Raw genomic sequence first — 17,246 nt, 5'->3', positions numbered from 1 at the left:
AAATTAAAGTAATGGGAGGAATTTATTATGATTATTAAAATTTTAGGAACAGGATGTACTAACTGTAAAAAGCTAGAGGAAAATGCAAGAAAGGCAGTAGAAGAATTAGGATTAGATGCTACAGTTGAAAAGGTAACTGAAATCAAAGATATTATGAAGTATGGAGTAATGAAGACTCCTGCACTTGTAGTGGATGAAAAGGTGAAAATTATGGGAAGAGTTGCAACATCAGATGAAATAAAAAAATATTTATAGAAAAATTAACGTAGGCAGAAGAAGCCTACGTTTTTATCATAATAAATTAACAGGAAGGAAGTAAATATGAGTAATTATATTATTTATGGTATAACCATTATTTTATTAACACTTTCTTATTCAAAAGATAAGATAAAGACGCAAAAAGCATTAAAAAAGGCATGGAAGTCTTTTGATAATATACTTCCAGAGCTATTAACTGTAATTATGTTTGTAGGGGCCTTAATTTCTATATTAAATCCTGAGATTATATCAAATATTATTGGGGGAAATTCAGGCTGGGTTGGAGTAGTTATTGCATCGATAGTTGGAGCTATAACGCTAATACCAGGATTTGTTGCTTTTCCAATGGCAGCAATTTTATTAAAAAGTGGTGCTGGATATATGCAAATAGCCGCATTTGTTTCAAGTTTAATGATGGTAGGTGTGGTTACTATTCCAGTTGAAATTAAGTATTTTGGTAAAAAATTAACAATGCTTAGAAATGTGTTAGCATTCTTATTTTCTTTTGTTGTAGCTTATATAATTGGAAGGGTGGTTACTGGTGTATGAATATAATTTTAAAAAGATATAAGTATTTTATAGGAACGCTAATTATAGTAACTGTAATAACTATGATAAATTATGAGTTGGGTACAAAAGTCTTTAAAACAGCAGGATATAGCTTAAAAGAAATGGCTATGGTAATACCTCCAATATTTGTTCTGTTAGGACTTCTTGATGTATGGGTGCCAAGGGAAATAATAATGAAATATATGGGGGAGGACTCAGGAATAAGAGGGATAATTTTAGCCTTTCTTTTAGGGTCGGCAGCAGCAGGTCCATTATATGGAGCATTTCCGATAGCGGCAGTATTTATGAAAAAGAGAGTAAAGTTTGCAAATATACTTGTTTTTATAGGTGCCTGGTCTACTACTAAGATACCTATGTTTTTATTTGAAACCACATCTCTTGGAAATGAATTTGCTATAACTAGGTTACTAATTGATATACCAGGAATAATTATAATTGCATATTTACTCTCTTCTATAGTTAGCAAAGAAGAAATTGAAGATATGTATAATAATGCGGACAATCTTTAAAAATATTGCTGCATCTAATATTTTATGGTATATTATAACTTATAGATTAATAGATGGTGATGGAGTTCACCAAAACCGCGTAATGCTGATGACTCCTATAGGTAATAATATAATTATACCTGTAGGAGTTTTTTGATTTTAAATTAATGTTTAGGAGGAATTTTTTAATGGCTACAAGTTTGGCAGTAATTATTTTATTAGGACTTATATCAAATGCTGTTTTTACAAAATTAAAATTACCTGGACTTTTAGGAATGTTAATTTTAGGAATAATAATAGGTCCTTATGGATTGAATTTGCTTACACAGGATGTTATGGATGTATCTGCAGACTTTAGAAAGATTGCACTTATAATAATCCTTTTAAGAGCAGGACTTGGCATAAATAAGGAGGATTTAAATAGGGTTGGAAAAACCGCAATAAAAATGAGTTGTATTCCGGGATTAATAGAAGGACTTTTAATTGCCTTTGCTGCAACGAAGTTTTTAGGATTTTCATTTATTCAAGGAGGAATATTAGGTTTTATCATTGCAGCAGTATCTCCAGCAGTAATAGTACCACAGATGTTAAACTTTATAGAAAATAGAGTAGGAACCAACAAAGGGATACCAACCCTTATACTTGCAGGAGCTTCAATAGATGATGTTTTTGCTATAACTATATTTAGTACATTTTTGGGACTCTACAGTGGAAGTGAAGTTAATATTGGGATCAAAGTTTTAGGGATACCTATTTCCATTGTTTTAGGAATTGCATTAGGGGGGATTATTGGTTTTATAATGATCTGGATTTTTAAAAGGTATGATATTAGAGATACAAAAAAGGTACTACTTATTCTTGGCTCTGCAATTTTACTTACAGAGTTAGAAGAATTATTTAAAAATAAGGTAGAAGTGGCAGCACTTTTAGGGGTAATGACCATTGGATTTATTATAATGGAAAAAAATTATAAGTTGGGCAAAAGATTGGCAATAAAGCTTAATAAAATCTGGATTTTTGCAGAGATATTATTATTCGTATTGGTAGGAGCACAAGTGAATATATCTGTAGCACTAAATGCAGGATTAATGGGTATTATTGTTATACTAATTGGAATTTTAGGAAGAAGCATAGGAGTAATAATTTCTGTATTAGGTACAGAATTAAACTGGAAAGAAAGGTTTTTTTGCGTAATTTCTTATATACCTAAAGCAACGGTTCAAGCAGCTATGGGAGCAATACCTATGTCTTTAGGAGTTCAGTCAGGAGAGGTAATACTTGCCATTGCAGTGCTGTCTATATTACTTACTGCACCTATAGGGGCTATTGCCATCAGTCTATCATCTAAGAGATTATTAGTTGCTCAGTAGTTAAAAGTAATAAGTTTTATATACCGTGACATGTAAATTTAAAATTGAGCTTAAAATACATATTTAAGGTTTAAAAATAAATAATAAATGTTATAATATTGTAGGAAATACTCACAAGTTTAAGAAGAGGAGAGTTTTGCGTGGAAGATTTAGTTAAAGAAATAGAGAGAAGAAGAACTTTTGCCATTATATCCCACCCGGATGCTGGTAAAACTACCATAACTGAAAAACTGCTTTTATACGGAGGTGCCATAAGACTTGCAGGTTCTGTTAAAGCTAGAAAAGCTAATAAGCATGCAGTATCTGACTGGATGGAAATAGAAAAACAGAGAGGTATATCTGTAACTTCTTCTGTTATGCAGTTTAACTATGATGGATACTGTATAAACATATTAGATACCCCAGGTCACCAAGATTTCAGTGAAGATACATATAGAACACTTATGGCAGCAGATAGCGCTGTAATGGTTATAGATGCTGCAAAGGGTGTGGAAGAACAAACTAAGAAACTTTTCCATGTATGTAGTTTAAGAGGAATACCTGTATTCACGTTTGTAAATAAAATGGACAGAGAAAGCAGAGATCCTTTTGAATTAATGGAAGAAATAGAAAGTGTACTTGGAATTCGTTCCTATCCTATGAATTGGCCTATTGGATCTGGAGCAGATTTTAGAGGAGTATATGATAGAAACAGAAATGTAATTGAAGTATTTAATGGTGGTAATCACGGACAGACTCAAGTAGAAGCTTTAGAAGGAGAAGTAAATGATCCAGTATTTAAAGAGCTTTTAGGAAGTGGACTTCATGATAAACTTATAGAAGATATAGAACTATTAGATATAGCTGGAGACGATTTTGATATAGAGCAGGTAAGAAAAGGTGATCTTACTCCTGTATTTTTTGGAAGTGCCCTTACAAACTTTGGTGTGGAGCCATTTTTAAAGGACTTTTTGAATCTATCCACATCACCACTTCCAAGAGAATCAGATCAAGGAGAAGTTGATACCTTTGAAGAGGAGTTTTCAGCTTTCATATTTAAAATTCAAGCTAATATGAATCCTGCGCACAGAGATAGAATTGCGTTTATGAGAATATGTTCCGGTAAGTTTAAAAAGGGAATGGAAGTATTCCATATTCAAGGTAAAAATAAAGTTAAGTTAGCACAGCCACAACAATTCTTAGCACAGGATAGAGAAATAGTAGAAGAGGCTTATGCAGGAGATATCATAGGAGTTTTTGATCCAGGTATTTTTAGTATAGGAGACACCTTATGTAAGAGTCCTAAGAAATTTAAATTTGAGGGCATTCCAACTTTTGCACCAGAACATTTTGCTAGAGTTAAAACCATGGACACTATGAAGAGAAAGCAATTTGTAAAGGGAATTACAGAGATATCCCAGGAAGGTGCTATCCAGGTATTTAAGCAAATAAATATAGGTATAGAAGAAATAATAGTTGGGGTTGTAGGTGTACTACAATTTGAAGTATTGGAATATAGAATGAAAAGTGAATATAATGTAGATATAAAAATGGAAAGACTTCCTTTTAGATATGTAAGATGGATTGAAAACACTGATATAGATGTAGAATCCCTTAGTATAACTAGTGATACTAAGATTGTAAAAGACTTAAAAGATAGAAGTTTAATGTTATTCCAGAGTGACTGGGCTATAAGCTGGGCGCTAGATCACAATAAAGGAGTAGTTTTATCCGACATTGGTAAGAGTGAATAGAAGCAAATTGCAATGCAATTTTAGTAATTAGTATGCTAGTAACCAGTAACCAGTAAAATGTAGTTTTGCTTTGCAAAACAGCTTTAACTGACTACTGGTTACTAGTAACTAGCTACTTAAAAAATGCTTTGCATTTTTTTATATCTTTCTTCTTCCAAATAAAGCATCTACTACAAATATTACTGCAGCAATTAGTAGTAATAAATTTATAAGACTACCACCAATTCTAAATATAAGACCTATAATCCAAAATAAAACTACAATTCCGCCAATCCATCTTAAAATACCCATAAAATCACCTCTATATTTGTTGTTAGTTATAACATGTTTATAGTATTAGCATAATTTTATGGTTTTATCCAACTTGCCACTTGCCATGTGGGTGGCACTTAAGAAATAAAAAAAGAGAAAAATCCCTTTTGAGATTTTTCTCTATATTTTCTTAGTATCTTCTGTCGTTTCTGTTAGCTTTTCTAGCTTTTCTGCACTCTGGGCATCTTACTGGCTCGTTTTCAAATCCTTTTTCTTTGTAAAAAGCCTGTTCTCCCTCAGTGAATACGAATTCCTTGCCACAATCTTTACATACGATAGTCTTATCTGCCATTTAAAACAACCTCCTTAATATCATAGGAACAGGATAATTTTTCAAGGATAATCCTCCTACGATAAAGGAGCTATCTATCTGAATAAATTAACCTTCCTTATTAAAACCGGAGAAGCTCTCCTAGAAAATATTATATCATAATTTAATAAAAAAATAAATAGAATTAGTAAAGTTATGTAATTTTAAACTGCATATTTTGACAATGTTTTAGGAAATTTGGGCAAGATAATAACCAATAAATTATGCATTAAAAATTCAAGATTCATAATTAAAAATTAAAGTAATATATATGTTATAATATATTTATAGTAATTTATAAGGTGAGTTAAGAGGGTATATATGGATAAGAAAAGGCTTATAAATTTAATAAAAAAAGGTGAAGGAATAAAGCTAGATTTTAAGCAAAAATTAGAGTTAGATATGGAAAGTTCACGAAAGGAATTAGCTAAGGATATATGTGCAATAGCAAATTCTAAAGGTGGAAGAGGGTACCTAATAATAGGAGTAGAAGATAAAACAAAAAAAATTATCGGAATAGGTGATGAGTATAAATACAGTGAAGAACAAATTCAACAAATAGTAAGCTCAAGATGTGAGCCGCCTATACCAATAAATTTAGAATTTGTAGATATAGAAAATAAAAGGATAGCTATAATAAATATATATGATGGACCACAAAAACCTTATCAGATCAGAGAAACTGGAGCTTTTTATATAAGAAGAGGATCTACTACAGATACTATGAGAAAAGAGGAAATTATATCAGCTCTTCAAGAAAACTTAAGTTTAAATTTAGAACTTTGTCCAATTGTAAATAGTACTTTAGATTGCATAGATAATTCTTTGGTAGATAAATATTTTATGTTTAAAGGAATTGAAGCAAATGATAATAATAGAATACAACTTATGGAAGGTGCATCTATAATAAACTTTGATAGAGATATGAATAAACATGTTTTAACTTTAGGAGGAGTTTTAGTATTTTCTAGGCTGAGCTACCTGTTTGCGCCTCACAGTATGATAAAAATAATTAATAAAATAAATAAGAATTTTCCACAGAGCATGGTGATTCAAGGAGATCTACTCTCTATGTTAGATGAAGGTGAAAATATAATAAGAGAGATACTTCCTAGGACATATCCAGTTAAGGCTATATATGAGGGATTAAGTAATGCTATATTATACAGAAACTATGCTTTGTATTATAAAGAAATAGAAGTAATTATAGAATCAAATAACATAATCTTAAATAGTCCAGGAAATCTATTGTCTAAGCATTTAGAAAATAATCATACCTTTTTAAAAAGAAACATGTGGATTTATGAAAAGCTTATAACCTTAGATGACAAAGGAAGATTCTTAAATTCAGGAAGAGGCTTTGCAAGAATTAAGGCACAATTTAAGGGTAAGGCTAGAGTAAGTTTTGTAAATTCTTTAAAACAAGAGAACTTTAAAATTATTTATCCAGGAACTAAATTTTATAAGTAACGGAATATTCCGGCAAGGATATAATAATAATAAGTAATAATATAAGGTGTAAATAGGTCTGGAAATGGTTGTATATTACATGAAAAATAAAAGTAAATAAAGGTAGAAAAATGTTTTTAAAATATTCGGACAATTGTATTGAAATAATATTTCTTGTATTATATAATTTAGTTACAGGTAACCTAAAAACCTAAAAAATATAGTTAGGGGTGGTAATCATGATTCAAGTATTTTGCAGCCAGAGAGGATCAGGTAAGACTAAAGCATTGATACAAATGGCAAACAGCAAAGTTGAGACAGAAAAAGGACACATTGTTTATATTGACGATGACAAAAGGGCTCTATTTGAATTACACAGACAGATAAGATTTATACCAACCTGTGATTTTAAAATTAAAAACTATGAGAATTTTTATGGATTTTTGTGCGGCATAGTGTCACAAGATTACGATATTGACACCATTTTCGTTGATGGCTTATTTAATGTTGTAAATCTTGATAGGGATAGTGCGGCACATTTGTTTTATCACTTAGAACAGTTAAGTGAAGATTATAATGTAGACTTTTATATAAGTGTTAATGAGGAAGAAAATATTCCCGAGTGTATGAGAAAATATATGAGTGACTTGTATGTAAATGATTTGGTGTATGCTTAATAGCTTAAGCTGATAGATGAGAAAATTACTTTTAGTTAATAGGGGAGAAAATTACTTTAAGTTCATATATAATGTAAACGTATGTTTTAATTAAAAACCAGTGTTTGTAAGTTGCAAATGAGGGTTAAGAACGGGATGCTTTTTATCTTAAAATATTGGAGAAAACCTTAGGGCTGAAAATTAATTCAGCCCTAAGGTTTTTTATCCGATCGCTACCATTGCTAACAGAGATAAGCACTGATACGCGCCTGGATAAGTTCTTCTAAGGTTCAGATGGAGAAAAGGTATTCCTTATAAGTAAACTCTACCTGAACCTAAGAATCACTTGATAAGGTTGATAAAAATTTCATTTATATATATACTATACATATATAAAAATTGGGATATTAAACTAAGTAATAAGGAGGTAAACTTAATGAGCAATGTATTTGATGTACTAATGGAACGTGGATACATAAAACAATTAACTCATGAAGAAGAAATAAAAGAAGCGTTGGGAAAGGAAAAAGTTACATTTTATATAGGTTTTGACCCCACAGCAGATAGTTTACATATAGGTCACTTTCTTCCTATGATGATGATGGCACATATGCAAAGAGCAGGACACAGACCTATTGCACTTGTAGGTGGTGGTACTGTAATGATAGGAGACCCTTCAGGTAAAACAGATATGAGAAAGATGCTTGATAAAGAGACCATTAATAAAAATGTACAGAGTATAAAAGGTCAATTATCAAGATTTATAGATTTCAGTAATGATAAGGCAATTTTAGCTGATAATGCAGATTGGCTGCTAAAACTGAACTATGTGGAATTTATAAGAGAAATAGGGGTGCATTTCTCAGTTAATAAAATGCTTACAGCAGAGTGCTTTAAGCAAAGATTAGAAAAAGGACTTTCTTTCTTAGAGTTTAACTATATGCTGATGCAAGGATATGATTTCTTAGAGCTTAACAGAAGATATGGTTGTACTATGCAGTTAGGCGGAGATGATCAGTGGTCCAATATGTTAGCTGGAGCTGACCTTATAAGAAGAAAAGAAAGTAAGTCAGCATATGCCATGACTTGTACTTTACTTACTAATAGTGAAGGAAAGAAAATGGGTAAGACTGAAAAAGGAGCATTGTGGCTTGATAAGGAAAAAACTACTCCATATGAGTTTTATCAGTATTGGAGAAATGTAGATGATGCAGATGTAGAAAAGTGCTTAGCGTTATTAACATTTTTACCTATGGATGAAGTTAAAAAATTAGGTTCCTTAGAAGGTGCAGAAATAAATGAAGCTAAAAAGGTTCTAGCTTTTGAGGTTACGAAGCTTATCCATGGAGAAGAAGAAGCGGTTAAAGCAAAGTCAGCTGCAGAAGCTTTATTTGGAGCAGGAAAAGACATGAGTAATGTTCCTACGGCAGCTATAACTAGAGAAAAATTAAACTTAAGTATATTAGATATACTTGTTGAAACTAAAGTGTTACCTTCTAAAGGTGAGGCTAGAAGATTGATTCAACAGGGTGGACTTAGTATAAATGATGAAAAAGTTATAGATGCAGCTAGAATAGTTACCGAAGAAGATTTTAAAGATGGAGCTATGATAGTAAAAAGAGGAAAGAAAAATTACAACAGAATAGTAATTGAATAGATGGATTCCTTGAAGTATAAGACTTACATCTAGGGAAAGGTTCATTTTACTAAATGTAAGTCTTATACAGATAAAGTGTCAAAACTTATTATAAAATATTAGTGAAAAAATCGGATCAAGTCCGATTTTTGCTTTTTATTAAGTACTAATTATTAAGCATTCACTGTAATTTATATATAGTGTTTCCACATAATTATGGCATCCTCACCATTATCGCTGTAATAGTTTTTTCTAACGCCTTCTTCCACAAAGCCAAATTGCTTATAAAGATTTTGCGCAGATAAATTAGATTTGCGAACTTCCAAGGTAAGACCTATTAGGTTTTCATTTTTACTTATGAACATTAACTTATCCATTAATAAAGTTCCAATTCCCTTACGTCTGAAATCTGGATGTACTGCAATATTTGTGACATGGCCTTCATCAACTATAATCCAAAGTCCTGCAAAGCCCACGACAATACCATTTTCCACGGCCACCACGTATCTTGCGTGAGTGTTAGATGTTAGTTCTCCTTTAATAGAAGTTATACTCCAGGATATTGGAAAGCATAGCGTACTTATTTCATATATAGAAAAAATGTCTTCGAGATTGGCTGCTCTAATTTCAATTCCGTTATTATTCATCTTTATTACAAGAAGTTCTCCTTTCATATTCTCTTTCAGCTTGAGACTTTCTTAAATATATAGGAGCAAAGCTATAAATATCTTCGCAAATACCAGCCTTTAAAAGGGATATACCTATTTCTCCTATACAGGATGCTCTTACCACATTTAAACTTGCAGGGGCAAAACGAGCATTTGGAATTTGAGATAAAATTTCATCTCTAAATTTATCTGTACAATCTCCTATAAAACATACATCTTCATTTTTATTTCTTATTATTTCCAGTAACTCTTTTAATGAAATAGCTGAATGCTCTAAGATCTGTTTTAAATTTCCTTGTTCAAACTTATATAGGGAAGTATACACATTATCTCTTAAGGCATCGAGTATAGGGCATATTATACCATTAGTATATGCCATAGCACCTGCAAGTGCATCTAAAGAAGATACAGAAACAAATGGTTTACCTGTACCTTGGCTTAGGCCTTTTATGGTTGCAGCTCCAATTCGAAGTCCTGTAAAAGAACCAGGGCCCTTGGAAACCACAAAACCATCTATATCTTTTATAGATAAATGCAAGCTTTTCAGTAAATACTCAATCATAGGCATTGTAATAACTGAATGTTGCTTTTTATAGTTAAAGGTTATTTCACCTAAGAGTTTCTCATCATCTAAAATAGCACAGGTTGCAGATTCTGTAGCTGTATCCAAACTTAAAATTTTCATAGTTTAATCTCCTTTATGTAATCATATCTTTTACCAACATAGGTAATTGAAACTTTCCTTTTATGAATATCATTTCCAGAAATTTTTTCAATATTTATTTCAATGTGTTCATAAGGAATAAGTTCTTCGATAAGGTTAGACCACTCAATTACGCTGACACCTTCACCGAATATGTATTCATCAAAACCAATAGCTGCAATTTCATCTGGGTCGTTTACTCTATACACATCAAAGTGATAAAGTTTTAATCGTCCATCATATTCATTTACTATGTTAAATGTAGGACTTGTTATATTATCATCTATTTCTAAACCTTCAGCTATGCCTTTAGTTAGATGAGTTTTCCCAGTACCCAAGTCTCCGTTTAGGCAAATTATATCAGCAGGGTTACAAAGTTCCCCTATCATTTTACCTATTTTAAAGGTATCTTCTATGTTTTTGCATATAAATTCCATAAAAAAACCTACTTTCTAATATTGTTTATTATAATATTTTATCCTAATTTATAAAAAAAGAAAACTTAACAGTAAATTATATAAATATAATATGAATTTAGGAAATTACTGTTTCTTTTAAATAGGACAATGCTTTGCTACATATAAAATTATTTTTTGCCATATCATCCATAATTTTAAAAGTTTCTTCGGGAGATAGTCCCTTTCTATAAGGTCGTTCTTCAGTAAGAGCTTGATAAATATCACATACTCCCATTATACGGCTTTCCTCTGAAATTTCATTGGAAGACAGAGCTCTAGGATAGCCTTTTCCATTCAATTTTTCATGATGGTTAGAAGCCCAATCGCTTATATCTGATATAACCTCCATTTTATCTAGTATAACCTTAGTATAATAAACATGAGATTTTATTATGTTAAATTGATCCTTAGTTAATGGCCCGTTTTTTTCCAAAATGTTATTTGGAATGGCAACTTTACCTATATCATGAAGAAGTCCAGCTATCTTCATTTTTAAGCATTTTTCATTATCATAGCCTAAGTGTTTGGCTACACTATAAGCGAGCTCTGATATTCCTGTTGAATGGCGAGCAGTAAACTCATTCTTATTATCTATTATATTTCCAAATATATAGGCAATTTTTTTAAATTCATCTAAAGTTAAATATACGTCAAACTCAGGTAAAAGATCTTTTAATGCCACATCTAGAAGGTTAATGTTTTCTAAATTGAACCAAAAAGAGTCCTTGCTAGAACATTGAGAAAAAGCTTTAATTAAAGCAGGGGAAAAGATTATATTAGAGTGCTTTTCAATCCAACTAGAGATATATTCCTTTTGCGTATAACATGGTTTAGAATCATCATATAAAAGGTCTAATATATCTGCCAGTCTCATAATTTGACTGGCTAAAGGTATATCGGTATTTTTTAATTTCATAGGACCTGTACCATCATGATTTTCATGATGATATAATATTAGGGTGCTTAAATTATTGAATTTAGGAAAATCAGAAGTTATTTCTGAACCTATTAAGCAGTGCTCTTTTATAAAATTTGGATAAGAATGACTGCGGTTAAAGAAGTTTGAAGCCCCTATATCATGCAATAAAGAAGACACGTATAATTCTTCTATTGTTGAGTAGTCTAATTGTAAAGAGTGAGCTAACTCTAAACTTATATAGCATACTCTTTTTGAATGATTCATAAATACATGTTTAGAATAATCGATGTTGGATATTTCCTCCACGATCATGTTTGTATTATTATCTAATGCGCTCATTTGAGCTAAATCTAATGCCAAAGAAAGTGCTCTTATAATTTTATCCATATTTATTTTCATGATTATAAACATCCTTTTTTAAAGTAATAACTTATTTTATAATAACCTGTATATTATTCTAAGTAAATACATCTTTGCATTATATGGATACTTTAGGTAAAATATATATTAAATATATGTGCACATAAGAGGTGAAATAATTGAAAAAATTATTTTATGTAGTAATTTTATATATGGCAGCGTTTTTATATAGCTGTGCTCCTGTGGAGAGTACAATTAATGATGAATGGAAGAAGCCTATAGAAAAAGAAGAACAAGTCTTGTTAAATATAGTAGCTACAAATAAGTTTATATATAGCATGACAATAGAATTAATTAAAGATAGACACTATGTGAGTTATATGTTTAAGGATCCTTCACAAGGTATGAATTTTAAATATACAGATGACAGTTTGAGTAATATTTCTAAACAGGATTTATTTATATATAGTGGAGTAGGATTAGAGCCTTGGGATAAGGATTTTATAGATAGTTTAAGTAAAAATAAATTAGGGATTACAAGTGTTTCTAGAGGTATAAAACTTATTGCTTATAATAAGGAAAAGAAATATGGTAAGAGAATAATAAAGGATAATCCCTATTATTGGCTTAATATAGATAATTATAAAATTTCTATTTTAAATATTAAAAATGCACTACAGGATAAGGATCCTCGTAATAATGATTATTATGAAAAAAACTTTGCGGAACATTTAAAAAAGATAGAACCTTATGAGAAGGAGTTTAAAAAAGTTTCAAAAGAACTTCAGAAAAATGTAATATTTTTTAGCGAAGAGGAATTAGAATATTTTATAAAATATATAGGATTAAAAAGTATTAATTCATTAACTATTAAGAATGATAAGGATTTAGAAGAAAAATTAAGTGCGGAAGAAAATATTTTATTTATGTATAATAATAATGAAGAATTAAAGAAAAATGAGGAAATAATAAAAAAATATAATATGCATCCAGTAAAGATACATTTATATGAAGAAAACTTTACTTACATAGATTTATTAAAGAATAACTTATCTAACCTAAAAAGTATTAAAGAAAAGAAAGAGTGATTTAATTATGTTTTTTATAGGTATATTTGGAATTGAAGAAAAACATAAGGAAATAAGAAATATTAAAAATATGGTTTGTAAAGATTGTGAAAAAATGACTACATATGAGCTTATAGAAGAATATAATTTTTTTCATTTCTTTTTTATACCTATATTTAAGTGGAACTATAGATATTATTTAAAATGCAGAAGTTGCACTGCGGTTTTTCAAATACCTAAGGAACTTGGAGAAAGGCTAAAGGTAGGTGAAAATCCAGTAATCAATGATATGGATTTAAATCTGATGTTTAGGGGAGAAAATTATACAACACTTATTAGATGTGAAAATTGTGGAAGAGAGATGGAAATGGGATTTCAATACTGTCCTCATTGTGGGCATAGACGATAAGGAAATCAGTGTATTGGGATTAGTTAATACACTGATTTAAAGTTTTGCAAATAAAATTGCATCATAATGTTTTTATTATTTATTATAAATTTGTTATTATAGAAGTCCGTAATAAATTAAATTACAAAAATAAAAAACCATAGATAATTATCTATGGTTTTAATGTGGCAGGGGCACGAGGACTTGAACCCGGAACCAACGGTTTTGGAGACCGCTACTCTACCAATTGAGCTATACCCCTTCGTTACGAAGATTATTATATCATCGAGCAGATAATATGTCAACACTTTTTCATATAATAATTATAGGGGTTAGTTTTATAACAGTATTTCTTGAAACCTACAAATCATAATGATAAAATGTATTTGTTAAAAATTACTATAAAATAGGCTATAAAGAGCTAACTTTAAATTGGAGGAATTAAATTATGCAGGAATATGATATTGTTATAATAGGTGGAGGTCCAGCGGGGCTTGCAGCTGCAATTTCTGCAAAGGAAGAAGGAGTAGGAAATATCCTTATATTAGAAAGAGGAAATGAGCTTGGGGGAATTTTAAATCAATGCATACATAATGGATTTGGACTTCATACATTTAAGGAAGAACTCACAGGTCCTGAATATGCACAAAGATATATAAATAAGATAGAAAAGTCAAATATACAATATAAGCTAAATACCATGGTATTAGATTTAACTAGGGATAAGATTATAAGTGCTGTGAATCCAGATGAAGGCATATTAGAAATAAAGGCAAAGGCAGTAGTGCTGGCTATGGGATGCAGAGAAAGGCCAAGAGGAGTATTGAATATCACAGGTGGTAAATGTGCAGGGATATTTACTGCAGGAACGGCACAAAGATTTGTAAATATTGAAGGATATCTTCCTGGGAAGGAAGTTGTGGTTTTAGGTTCTGGAGATATAGGACTTATAATGGCAAGGAGGATGACGCTTGAAGGAGCCAATGTTAAGGCTGTAGTAGAATTCATGAATTATCCTGTAGGGCTTAAGAGAAATATTGTACAATGTCTTGATGACTTTGACATTCCGCTAAGATTAAGTTACACAGTTATAGATATAAAGGGAAGGGATCGACTTGAAGGAGTTACCATAGCAAGGGTAGATGAAAATGGGAGAACTCTAAAGGGGACGGAAGAATTTATTGAGTGCGATACTTTGCTGTTATCTGTAGAACTCTTACCTGAGAATGAACTATCGAGAAAAGCAGAAGTTGAACTTTCTAAAGTTACAGGAGGTCCTATAGTAAATGAAAGTTTAGAAACTAACATAGATGGTATATTTGCTTGTGGGAATGTTCTTCATGTACATGACTTGGTAGATAATGTAAGTGTAGAAAGCCATATAGCCGGAAAAAATGCAGCATTATATGTAATGGGGATGAATTTTCAAAATGGTAAAGATGTAACGGAAATAGTATCGGGTAAAGGTGTAGGATATACGGTACCTAAATATATAAACATTAAAAATGTAGAAGAGTATGTTGAATTAAGTCTTAGAGTAAATAATGTATTTAGCAATAGCTATATAGATATTTATTTTAATGATTTTCTAGAAAAGCGAATTAAAAAAGAAATACTTACTCCAGGAGAAATGGAAACATTAAAGGTGACAAAGGATATGTTTTTAAAGTATCCAAATTGCAGTAAGATTACTATAAATGTACAAGAAGAGTAGAAGTGAAGCCCTTATAGATGTTAAAGTGAGTGTCTAAAAAAGTTTTTTTAGACACTCTTTACATATAAGCATTTTACCCTTATTAGCTGAAATGGAATTTTCAGCAGTGATTCCTTTTCCGCATATGTTGCAAGAAGTTAAATTGTTGGATGAGGGGATGTTTTTTTTAGTTGAGATACTTAGGTTCTTCTTATTAGAAGGAGGTTCATATTCTATTGGTGTTTCATTAGTTTCCTTCTCACATATATCATATCTCATGGTATATATACTTTCGGCAAATAATTCTAGTTCAAATCTAGGATTTTCTTTATCGTAATATTCTTCTATTATAAGTCTTCTAATCTGAGCATCATTTATAATTAATCCGCTTTTTTCTATACCATCAAAAATGCTTTTAGTAATATTGTTTGTATCGGGATGTCTCTTTTGACTTTTATAATAAACCTTGAGGACTGCAATTAATGCTTCTGTAAGTACTATATGAGGATTTTGAATTCTAGCAGCATAAGCAATTTCTTCTTCATAAAGGGCGTATCTATCATGGTATTTCCCTGAATTATAAGGTAAAATTGCTCGTCCCTTTAAATTTGATAGCTTAAAGTTTGATTTGGATATAGGAGAACCTTTTACTACAACCTTGGCATACTTATTCATATTAATCACCTTTTGTTTATATAATTATGTAGAATAAATTTCAATATTAAAATGAAATCTTATTTAATAATAGCATAATGAGTTCCGTTGATACAAATATTTGATTATAAGGTACTAATAAAGTATAATAATTTATTGAACTTACAATATAAAATTTAAAATGAAATCAAGTTTAAATATATCTAATAATTGAAATATAAGAGAGGTAAAGGTATGGAGAAGAAAATTAAAATTCTTGCTATAGAAAGTAGCTGTGATGAAACTTCTGCAGCGGTGGTAGTAAATGGAAAAGATGTGCTTTCAAATGTTATAGCTTCTCAAATAGATACACATAAAAAGTTTGGAGGAGTTGTTCCTGAAGTAGCTTCAAGAATGCATATTGAGGTAGTTGGTGCAGTGGCTAAGGAGGCAATAGATAAAGCAAACATTACTTTTGAAGATATAGATGCAGTAGGTGTTACATATGGACCAGGCCTTGTAGGCGCGCTGCTTGTAGGTCTTCAATATGCTAAGGCATTAGCTTTTGCTTTGGATAAACCACTTATTGGAGTAAATCATATTGAAGGGCATATAAGTTCAAATTTTATTCAGCATAAAGATTTGGAGCCGCCTTTTGTGTGTCTTGTAGTATCGGGAGGGCATACATTTGTAGTATATATGAAAGATTACGGTAAATTTGAAGTAATGGGTCAAACTAGAGATGATGCAGCAGGGGAAGCTTATGACAAGATAGCTAGGGCTTTAGGATTAGGATATCCAGGTGGACCTAAAATTGATAAGCTTGCTAAAGAAGGAAATCAACATGCAATAAAATTTCCAAGAGCAAATTTTCATGATGATGCATCCTTAGATTTTTCCTTTAGTGGATTAAAATCTGCAGTTTTAAATTATTTAAATTCTATGGAAATGAAAGGCGAAGAGGTCAACAAGGCTGACGTAGCAGCATCTTTTCAAAAAGCAGTAGTGGAGTTTTTAGTTGATAATGCAATGAGAGCTTGCAAGATTAAAAAAGTAAATAAAATAGCAGTAGCAGGAGGAGTCGCGTCTAACTCATGTTTGAGAAATACTTTAATTAATAGAGGTCGTGAAAATGATATAGAGGTATTATTTCCAGAACCTATACTATGCACAGACAATGCTGCCATGATAGGAAGTGCAGCGTACTTTGAGTTTTTAAAGGGAAGGGTATCTTCCATGGAGTTAAATGCAGTACCGAATTTAAAATTAGGGCAAAGATAAAAAAAGCTGTTTTGCAGCTTTTTTATTTTTTGTTGAGTTAGTTGCAAAGTCCTTATCTAAAAAACAAGTGAATTTAACAGAAAAACTAAAAGGATAAATTAGGTATAAAATGTTAAGAATTTCTAAATGAAATTGATTACATTAGCTATAAAAAGTGAAATTTGACTTTTGTAAAATTGCAATTTTTAGTTAATGGGTCTATAATGGAAAATAATAAAAATTAATAATCGACTTGTGATTTAAATTTACATAAATCAATGGTAATACGTTGGTGGTAAAGGGTTATGGGTGGTT

At 30.7% G+C, this 17,246-nt stretch carries 19 protein-coding genes, 1 tRNA gene and 1 riboswitch; of the genes, 12 read left to right on the top strand and 8 right to left on the bottom strand.

Annotation, left to right across the window (positions count from 1 at the left end):
• Window positions 1–27 precede the first annotated feature (27 nt).
• The 5 genes from JOC70_RS08935 to JOC70_RS08915 all read left to right on the top strand — a co-directional run bounded on the left by JOC70_RS08935 (window position 28) and on the right by JOC70_RS08915 (window position 4,419).
• The gene (locus JOC70_RS08935) at window positions 28–255 is read left to right on the top strand and encodes a thioredoxin family protein (protein WP_097026784.1); all 228 of its coding nucleotides are present in this window, start codon (window positions 28–30) and stop codon (window positions 253–255) included.
• Window positions 256–321: 66 nt separating this feature from the next.
• On the top strand, window positions 322–807 hold the full coding sequence (locus JOC70_RS08930) for a permease (RefSeq protein ID WP_204598550.1): 486 nt from the start codon (window positions 322–324) through the stop codon (window positions 805–807).
• Complete coding sequence (locus JOC70_RS08925) at window positions 804–1,337, top strand: permease (RefSeq protein ID WP_204598549.1); 534 nt, start codon at window positions 804–806, stop codon at window positions 1,335–1,337. Before JOC70_RS08930 ends, JOC70_RS08925 begins: the two co-directional genes overlap by 4 nt.
• A gap of 46 nt (window positions 1,338–1,383) precedes the next feature.
• A riboswitch (Fluoride riboswitch) is annotated at window positions 1,384–1,442 on the top strand.
• 62 nt (window positions 1,443–1,504) lie between these two features.
• Window positions 1,505–2,686, top strand: coding sequence for a cation:proton antiporter (locus JOC70_RS08920; protein WP_204598547.1), 1,182 nt, complete (start codon window positions 1,505–1,507; stop codon window positions 2,684–2,686).
• A 140-nt stretch (window positions 2,687–2,826) separates the two neighbouring features.
• Window positions 2,827–4,419 carry a peptide chain release factor 3 gene (locus JOC70_RS08915; RefSeq protein WP_204598545.1) on the top strand — a complete coding sequence of 531 codons (1,593 nt, stop codon included), beginning with the start codon at window positions 2,827–2,829 and terminating at the stop codon, window positions 4,417–4,419.
• A gap of 138 nt (window positions 4,420–4,557) precedes the next feature.
• On the opposite strand, the gene JOC70_RS08910 is transcribed toward JOC70_RS08915, so the two are convergent.
• Together JOC70_RS08910 and JOC70_RS08905 are read right to left on the bottom strand one after the other, a co-directional pair.
• The gene (locus tag JOC70_RS08910; protein WP_204598543.1) at window positions 4,558–4,710 is read right to left on the bottom strand and encodes a DUF5670 family protein; all 153 of its coding nucleotides are present in this window, start codon (window positions 4,708–4,710) and stop codon (window positions 4,558–4,560) included.
• 151 nt (window positions 4,711–4,861) lie between these two features.
• A complete protein-coding gene (locus JOC70_RS08905) occupies window positions 4,862–5,023 on the bottom strand; it encodes a zinc-ribbon domain-containing protein (protein ID WP_035307364.1) in 162 nt (53 codons plus the stop codon).
• Window positions 5,024–5,362: 339 nt separating this feature from the next.
• Between JOC70_RS08905 and JOC70_RS08900 the strand changes: the two genes are divergently transcribed.
• The 3 genes from JOC70_RS08900 (at window position 5,363) to tyrS (ending at window position 8,803) form a co-directional block, all read left to right on the top strand.
• Window positions 5,363–6,511, top strand: coding sequence for an AlbA family DNA-binding domain-containing protein (locus JOC70_RS08900; protein ID WP_204598542.1), 1,149 nt, complete (start codon window positions 5,363–5,365; stop codon window positions 6,509–6,511).
• A gap of 218 nt (window positions 6,512–6,729) precedes the next feature.
• Complete coding sequence (locus tag JOC70_RS08895) at window positions 6,730–7,167, top strand: hypothetical protein (protein WP_035307369.1); 438 nt, start codon at window positions 6,730–6,732, stop codon at window positions 7,165–7,167.
• Window positions 7,168–7,582: 415 nt separating this feature from the next.
• Entirely contained in the window at window positions 7,583–8,803 is a 1,221-nt protein-coding gene (tyrS, locus tag JOC70_RS08890) for a tyrosine--tRNA ligase (protein WP_204598541.1), read from the top strand.
• 170 nt (window positions 8,804–8,973) lie between these two features.
• Here tyrS and rimI read toward each other — a convergent pair whose 3' ends face one another.
• From rimI to JOC70_RS08870, 4 genes are all read right to left on the bottom strand, one after another.
• Window positions 8,974–9,456: a ribosomal protein S18-alanine N-acetyltransferase gene (rimI, locus tag JOC70_RS08885; protein WP_423880669.1), complete on the bottom strand. Its 483-nt coding sequence runs from the start codon at window positions 9,454–9,456 to the stop codon at window positions 8,974–8,976.
• Window positions 9,422–10,135 carry a tRNA (adenosine(37)-N6)-threonylcarbamoyltransferase complex dimerization subunit type 1 TsaB gene (tsaB, locus tag JOC70_RS08880; protein ID WP_204598540.1) on the bottom strand — a complete coding sequence of 238 codons (714 nt, stop codon included), beginning with the start codon at window positions 10,133–10,135 and terminating at the stop codon, window positions 9,422–9,424. The genes rimI and tsaB overlap by 35 nt, the downstream gene beginning before the upstream one ends.
• Window positions 10,132–10,590: a tRNA (adenosine(37)-N6)-threonylcarbamoyltransferase complex ATPase subunit type 1 TsaE gene (gene tsaE / locus JOC70_RS08875; protein WP_204598539.1), complete on the bottom strand. Its 459-nt coding sequence runs from the start codon at window positions 10,588–10,590 to the stop codon at window positions 10,132–10,134. The genes tsaB and tsaE overlap by 4 nt, the downstream gene beginning before the upstream one ends.
• A 97-nt stretch (window positions 10,591–10,687) precedes the next feature.
• The gene (locus tag JOC70_RS08870) at window positions 10,688–11,929 is read right to left on the bottom strand and encodes an HD-GYP domain-containing protein (protein ID WP_204598538.1); all 1,242 of its coding nucleotides are present in this window, start codon (window positions 11,927–11,929) and stop codon (window positions 10,688–10,690) included.
• Window positions 11,930–12,069: 140 nt separating this feature from the next.
• Here JOC70_RS08870 and JOC70_RS08865 point away from each other — a divergent pair, with 140 nt between their 5' ends.
• The gene (locus JOC70_RS08865) at window positions 12,070–12,978 is read left to right on the top strand and encodes a metal ABC transporter substrate-binding protein (protein WP_204598537.1); all 909 of its coding nucleotides are present in this window, start codon (window positions 12,070–12,072) and stop codon (window positions 12,976–12,978) included.
• Between the two features lie 7 nt (window positions 12,979–12,985).
• Window positions 12,986–13,366, top strand: coding sequence for a zinc-ribbon domain-containing protein (locus tag JOC70_RS08860; RefSeq protein WP_204598536.1), 381 nt, complete (start codon window positions 12,986–12,988; stop codon window positions 13,364–13,366).
• Between the two features lie 165 nt (window positions 13,367–13,531).
• On the opposite strand, the gene JOC70_RS08855 is transcribed toward JOC70_RS08860, so the two are convergent.
• Window positions 13,532–13,607 (bottom strand) — tRNA-Trp (locus JOC70_RS08855).
• Window positions 13,608–13,793: 186 nt separating this feature from the next.
• On the opposite strand from JOC70_RS08855, the gene JOC70_RS08850 reads away from it, so the two are divergent.
• On the top strand, window positions 13,794–15,059 hold the full coding sequence (locus JOC70_RS08850; protein WP_204598535.1) for an NAD(P)/FAD-dependent oxidoreductase: 1,266 nt from the start codon (window positions 13,794–13,796) through the stop codon (window positions 15,057–15,059).
• Between the two features lie 33 nt (window positions 15,060–15,092).
• Here JOC70_RS08850 and JOC70_RS08845 read toward each other — a convergent pair whose 3' ends face one another.
• Window positions 15,093–15,713 (bottom strand): RusA family crossover junction endodeoxyribonuclease, encoded by a 621-nt coding sequence (locus JOC70_RS08845; RefSeq protein WP_204598534.1) that lies wholly within the window; start codon window positions 15,711–15,713, stop codon window positions 15,093–15,095.
• Window positions 15,714–15,926: 213 nt separating this feature from the next.
• On the opposite strand from JOC70_RS08845, the gene tsaD reads away from it, so the two are divergent.
• Window positions 15,927–16,952 (top strand): tRNA (adenosine(37)-N6)-threonylcarbamoyltransferase complex transferase subunit TsaD, encoded by a 1,026-nt coding sequence (gene tsaD / locus JOC70_RS08840; RefSeq protein ID WP_204598533.1) that lies wholly within the window; start codon window positions 15,927–15,929, stop codon window positions 16,950–16,952.
• Window positions 16,953–17,246 lie beyond the last annotated feature (294 nt).

Source organism: Clostridium pascui, assembly GCF_016908015.1.
GTDB classification, from domain to species: Bacteria; Bacillota; Clostridia; order Clostridiales; family Clostridiaceae; genus Clostridium_AK; species Clostridium_AK pascui.
Note: the sequence above shows the minus strand (reverse complement) of the source record. Positions and strands in the feature narration are given on the sequence as shown.

Excerpts from the sequence above, each read along its gene's own strand:
- JOC70_RS08935 (WP_097026784.1), top strand. The coding sequence starts at position 28 with ATGATTATTAAAATTTTAGGAACAGGATGTACTAACTGTAAAAAGCTA.
- JOC70_RS08930 (WP_204598550.1), top strand. The coding sequence starts at position 322 with ATGAGTAATTATATTATTTATGGTATAACCATTATTTTATTAACACTT.
- JOC70_RS08925 (WP_204598549.1), top strand. The coding sequence starts at position 804 with ATGAATATAATTTTAAAAAGATATAAGTATTTTATAGGAACGCTAATT.
- JOC70_RS08920 (WP_204598547.1), top strand. The coding sequence starts at position 1,505 with ATGGCTACAAGTTTGGCAGTAATTATTTTATTAGGACTTATATCAAAT.
- JOC70_RS08910 (WP_204598543.1), bottom strand. The coding sequence starts at position 4,710 with ATGGGTATTTTAAGATGGATTGGCGGAATTGTAGTTTTATTTTGGATT.
- JOC70_RS08905 (WP_035307364.1), bottom strand. The coding sequence starts at position 5,023 with ATGGCAGATAAGACTATCGTATGTAAAGATTGTGGCAAGGAATTCGTA.
- JOC70_RS08900 (WP_204598542.1), top strand. The coding sequence starts at position 5,363 with ATGGATAAGAAAAGGCTTATAAATTTAATAAAAAAAGGTGAAGGAATA.
- JOC70_RS08895 (WP_035307369.1), top strand. The coding sequence starts at position 6,730 with ATGATTCAAGTATTTTGCAGCCAGAGAGGATCAGGTAAGACTAAAGCA.
- tyrS (WP_204598541.1), top strand. The coding sequence starts at position 7,583 with ATGAGCAATGTATTTGATGTACTAATGGAACGTGGATACATAAAACAA.
- rimI (WP_423880669.1), bottom strand. The coding sequence starts at position 9,456 with ATGAAAGGAGAACTTCTTGTAATAAAGATGAATAATAACGGAATTGAA.
- tsaB (WP_204598540.1), bottom strand. The coding sequence starts at position 10,135 with ATGAAAATTTTAAGTTTGGATACAGCTACAGAATCTGCAACCTGTGCT.
- tsaE (WP_204598539.1), bottom strand. The coding sequence starts at position 10,590 with ATGGAATTTATATGCAAAAACATAGAAGATACCTTTAAAATAGGTAAA.
- JOC70_RS08870 (WP_204598538.1), bottom strand. The coding sequence starts at position 11,929 with ATGAAAATAAATATGGATAAAATTATAAGAGCACTTTCTTTGGCATTA.
- JOC70_RS08860 (WP_204598536.1), top strand. The coding sequence starts at position 12,986 with ATGTTTTTTATAGGTATATTTGGAATTGAAGAAAAACATAAGGAAATA.
- JOC70_RS08850 (WP_204598535.1), top strand. The coding sequence starts at position 13,794 with ATGCAGGAATATGATATTGTTATAATAGGTGGAGGTCCAGCGGGGCTT.
- JOC70_RS08845 (WP_204598534.1), bottom strand. The coding sequence starts at position 15,713 with ATGAATAAGTATGCCAAGGTTGTAGTAAAAGGTTCTCCTATATCCAAA.
- tsaD (WP_204598533.1), top strand. The coding sequence starts at position 15,927 with ATGGAGAAGAAAATTAAAATTCTTGCTATAGAAAGTAGCTGTGATGAA.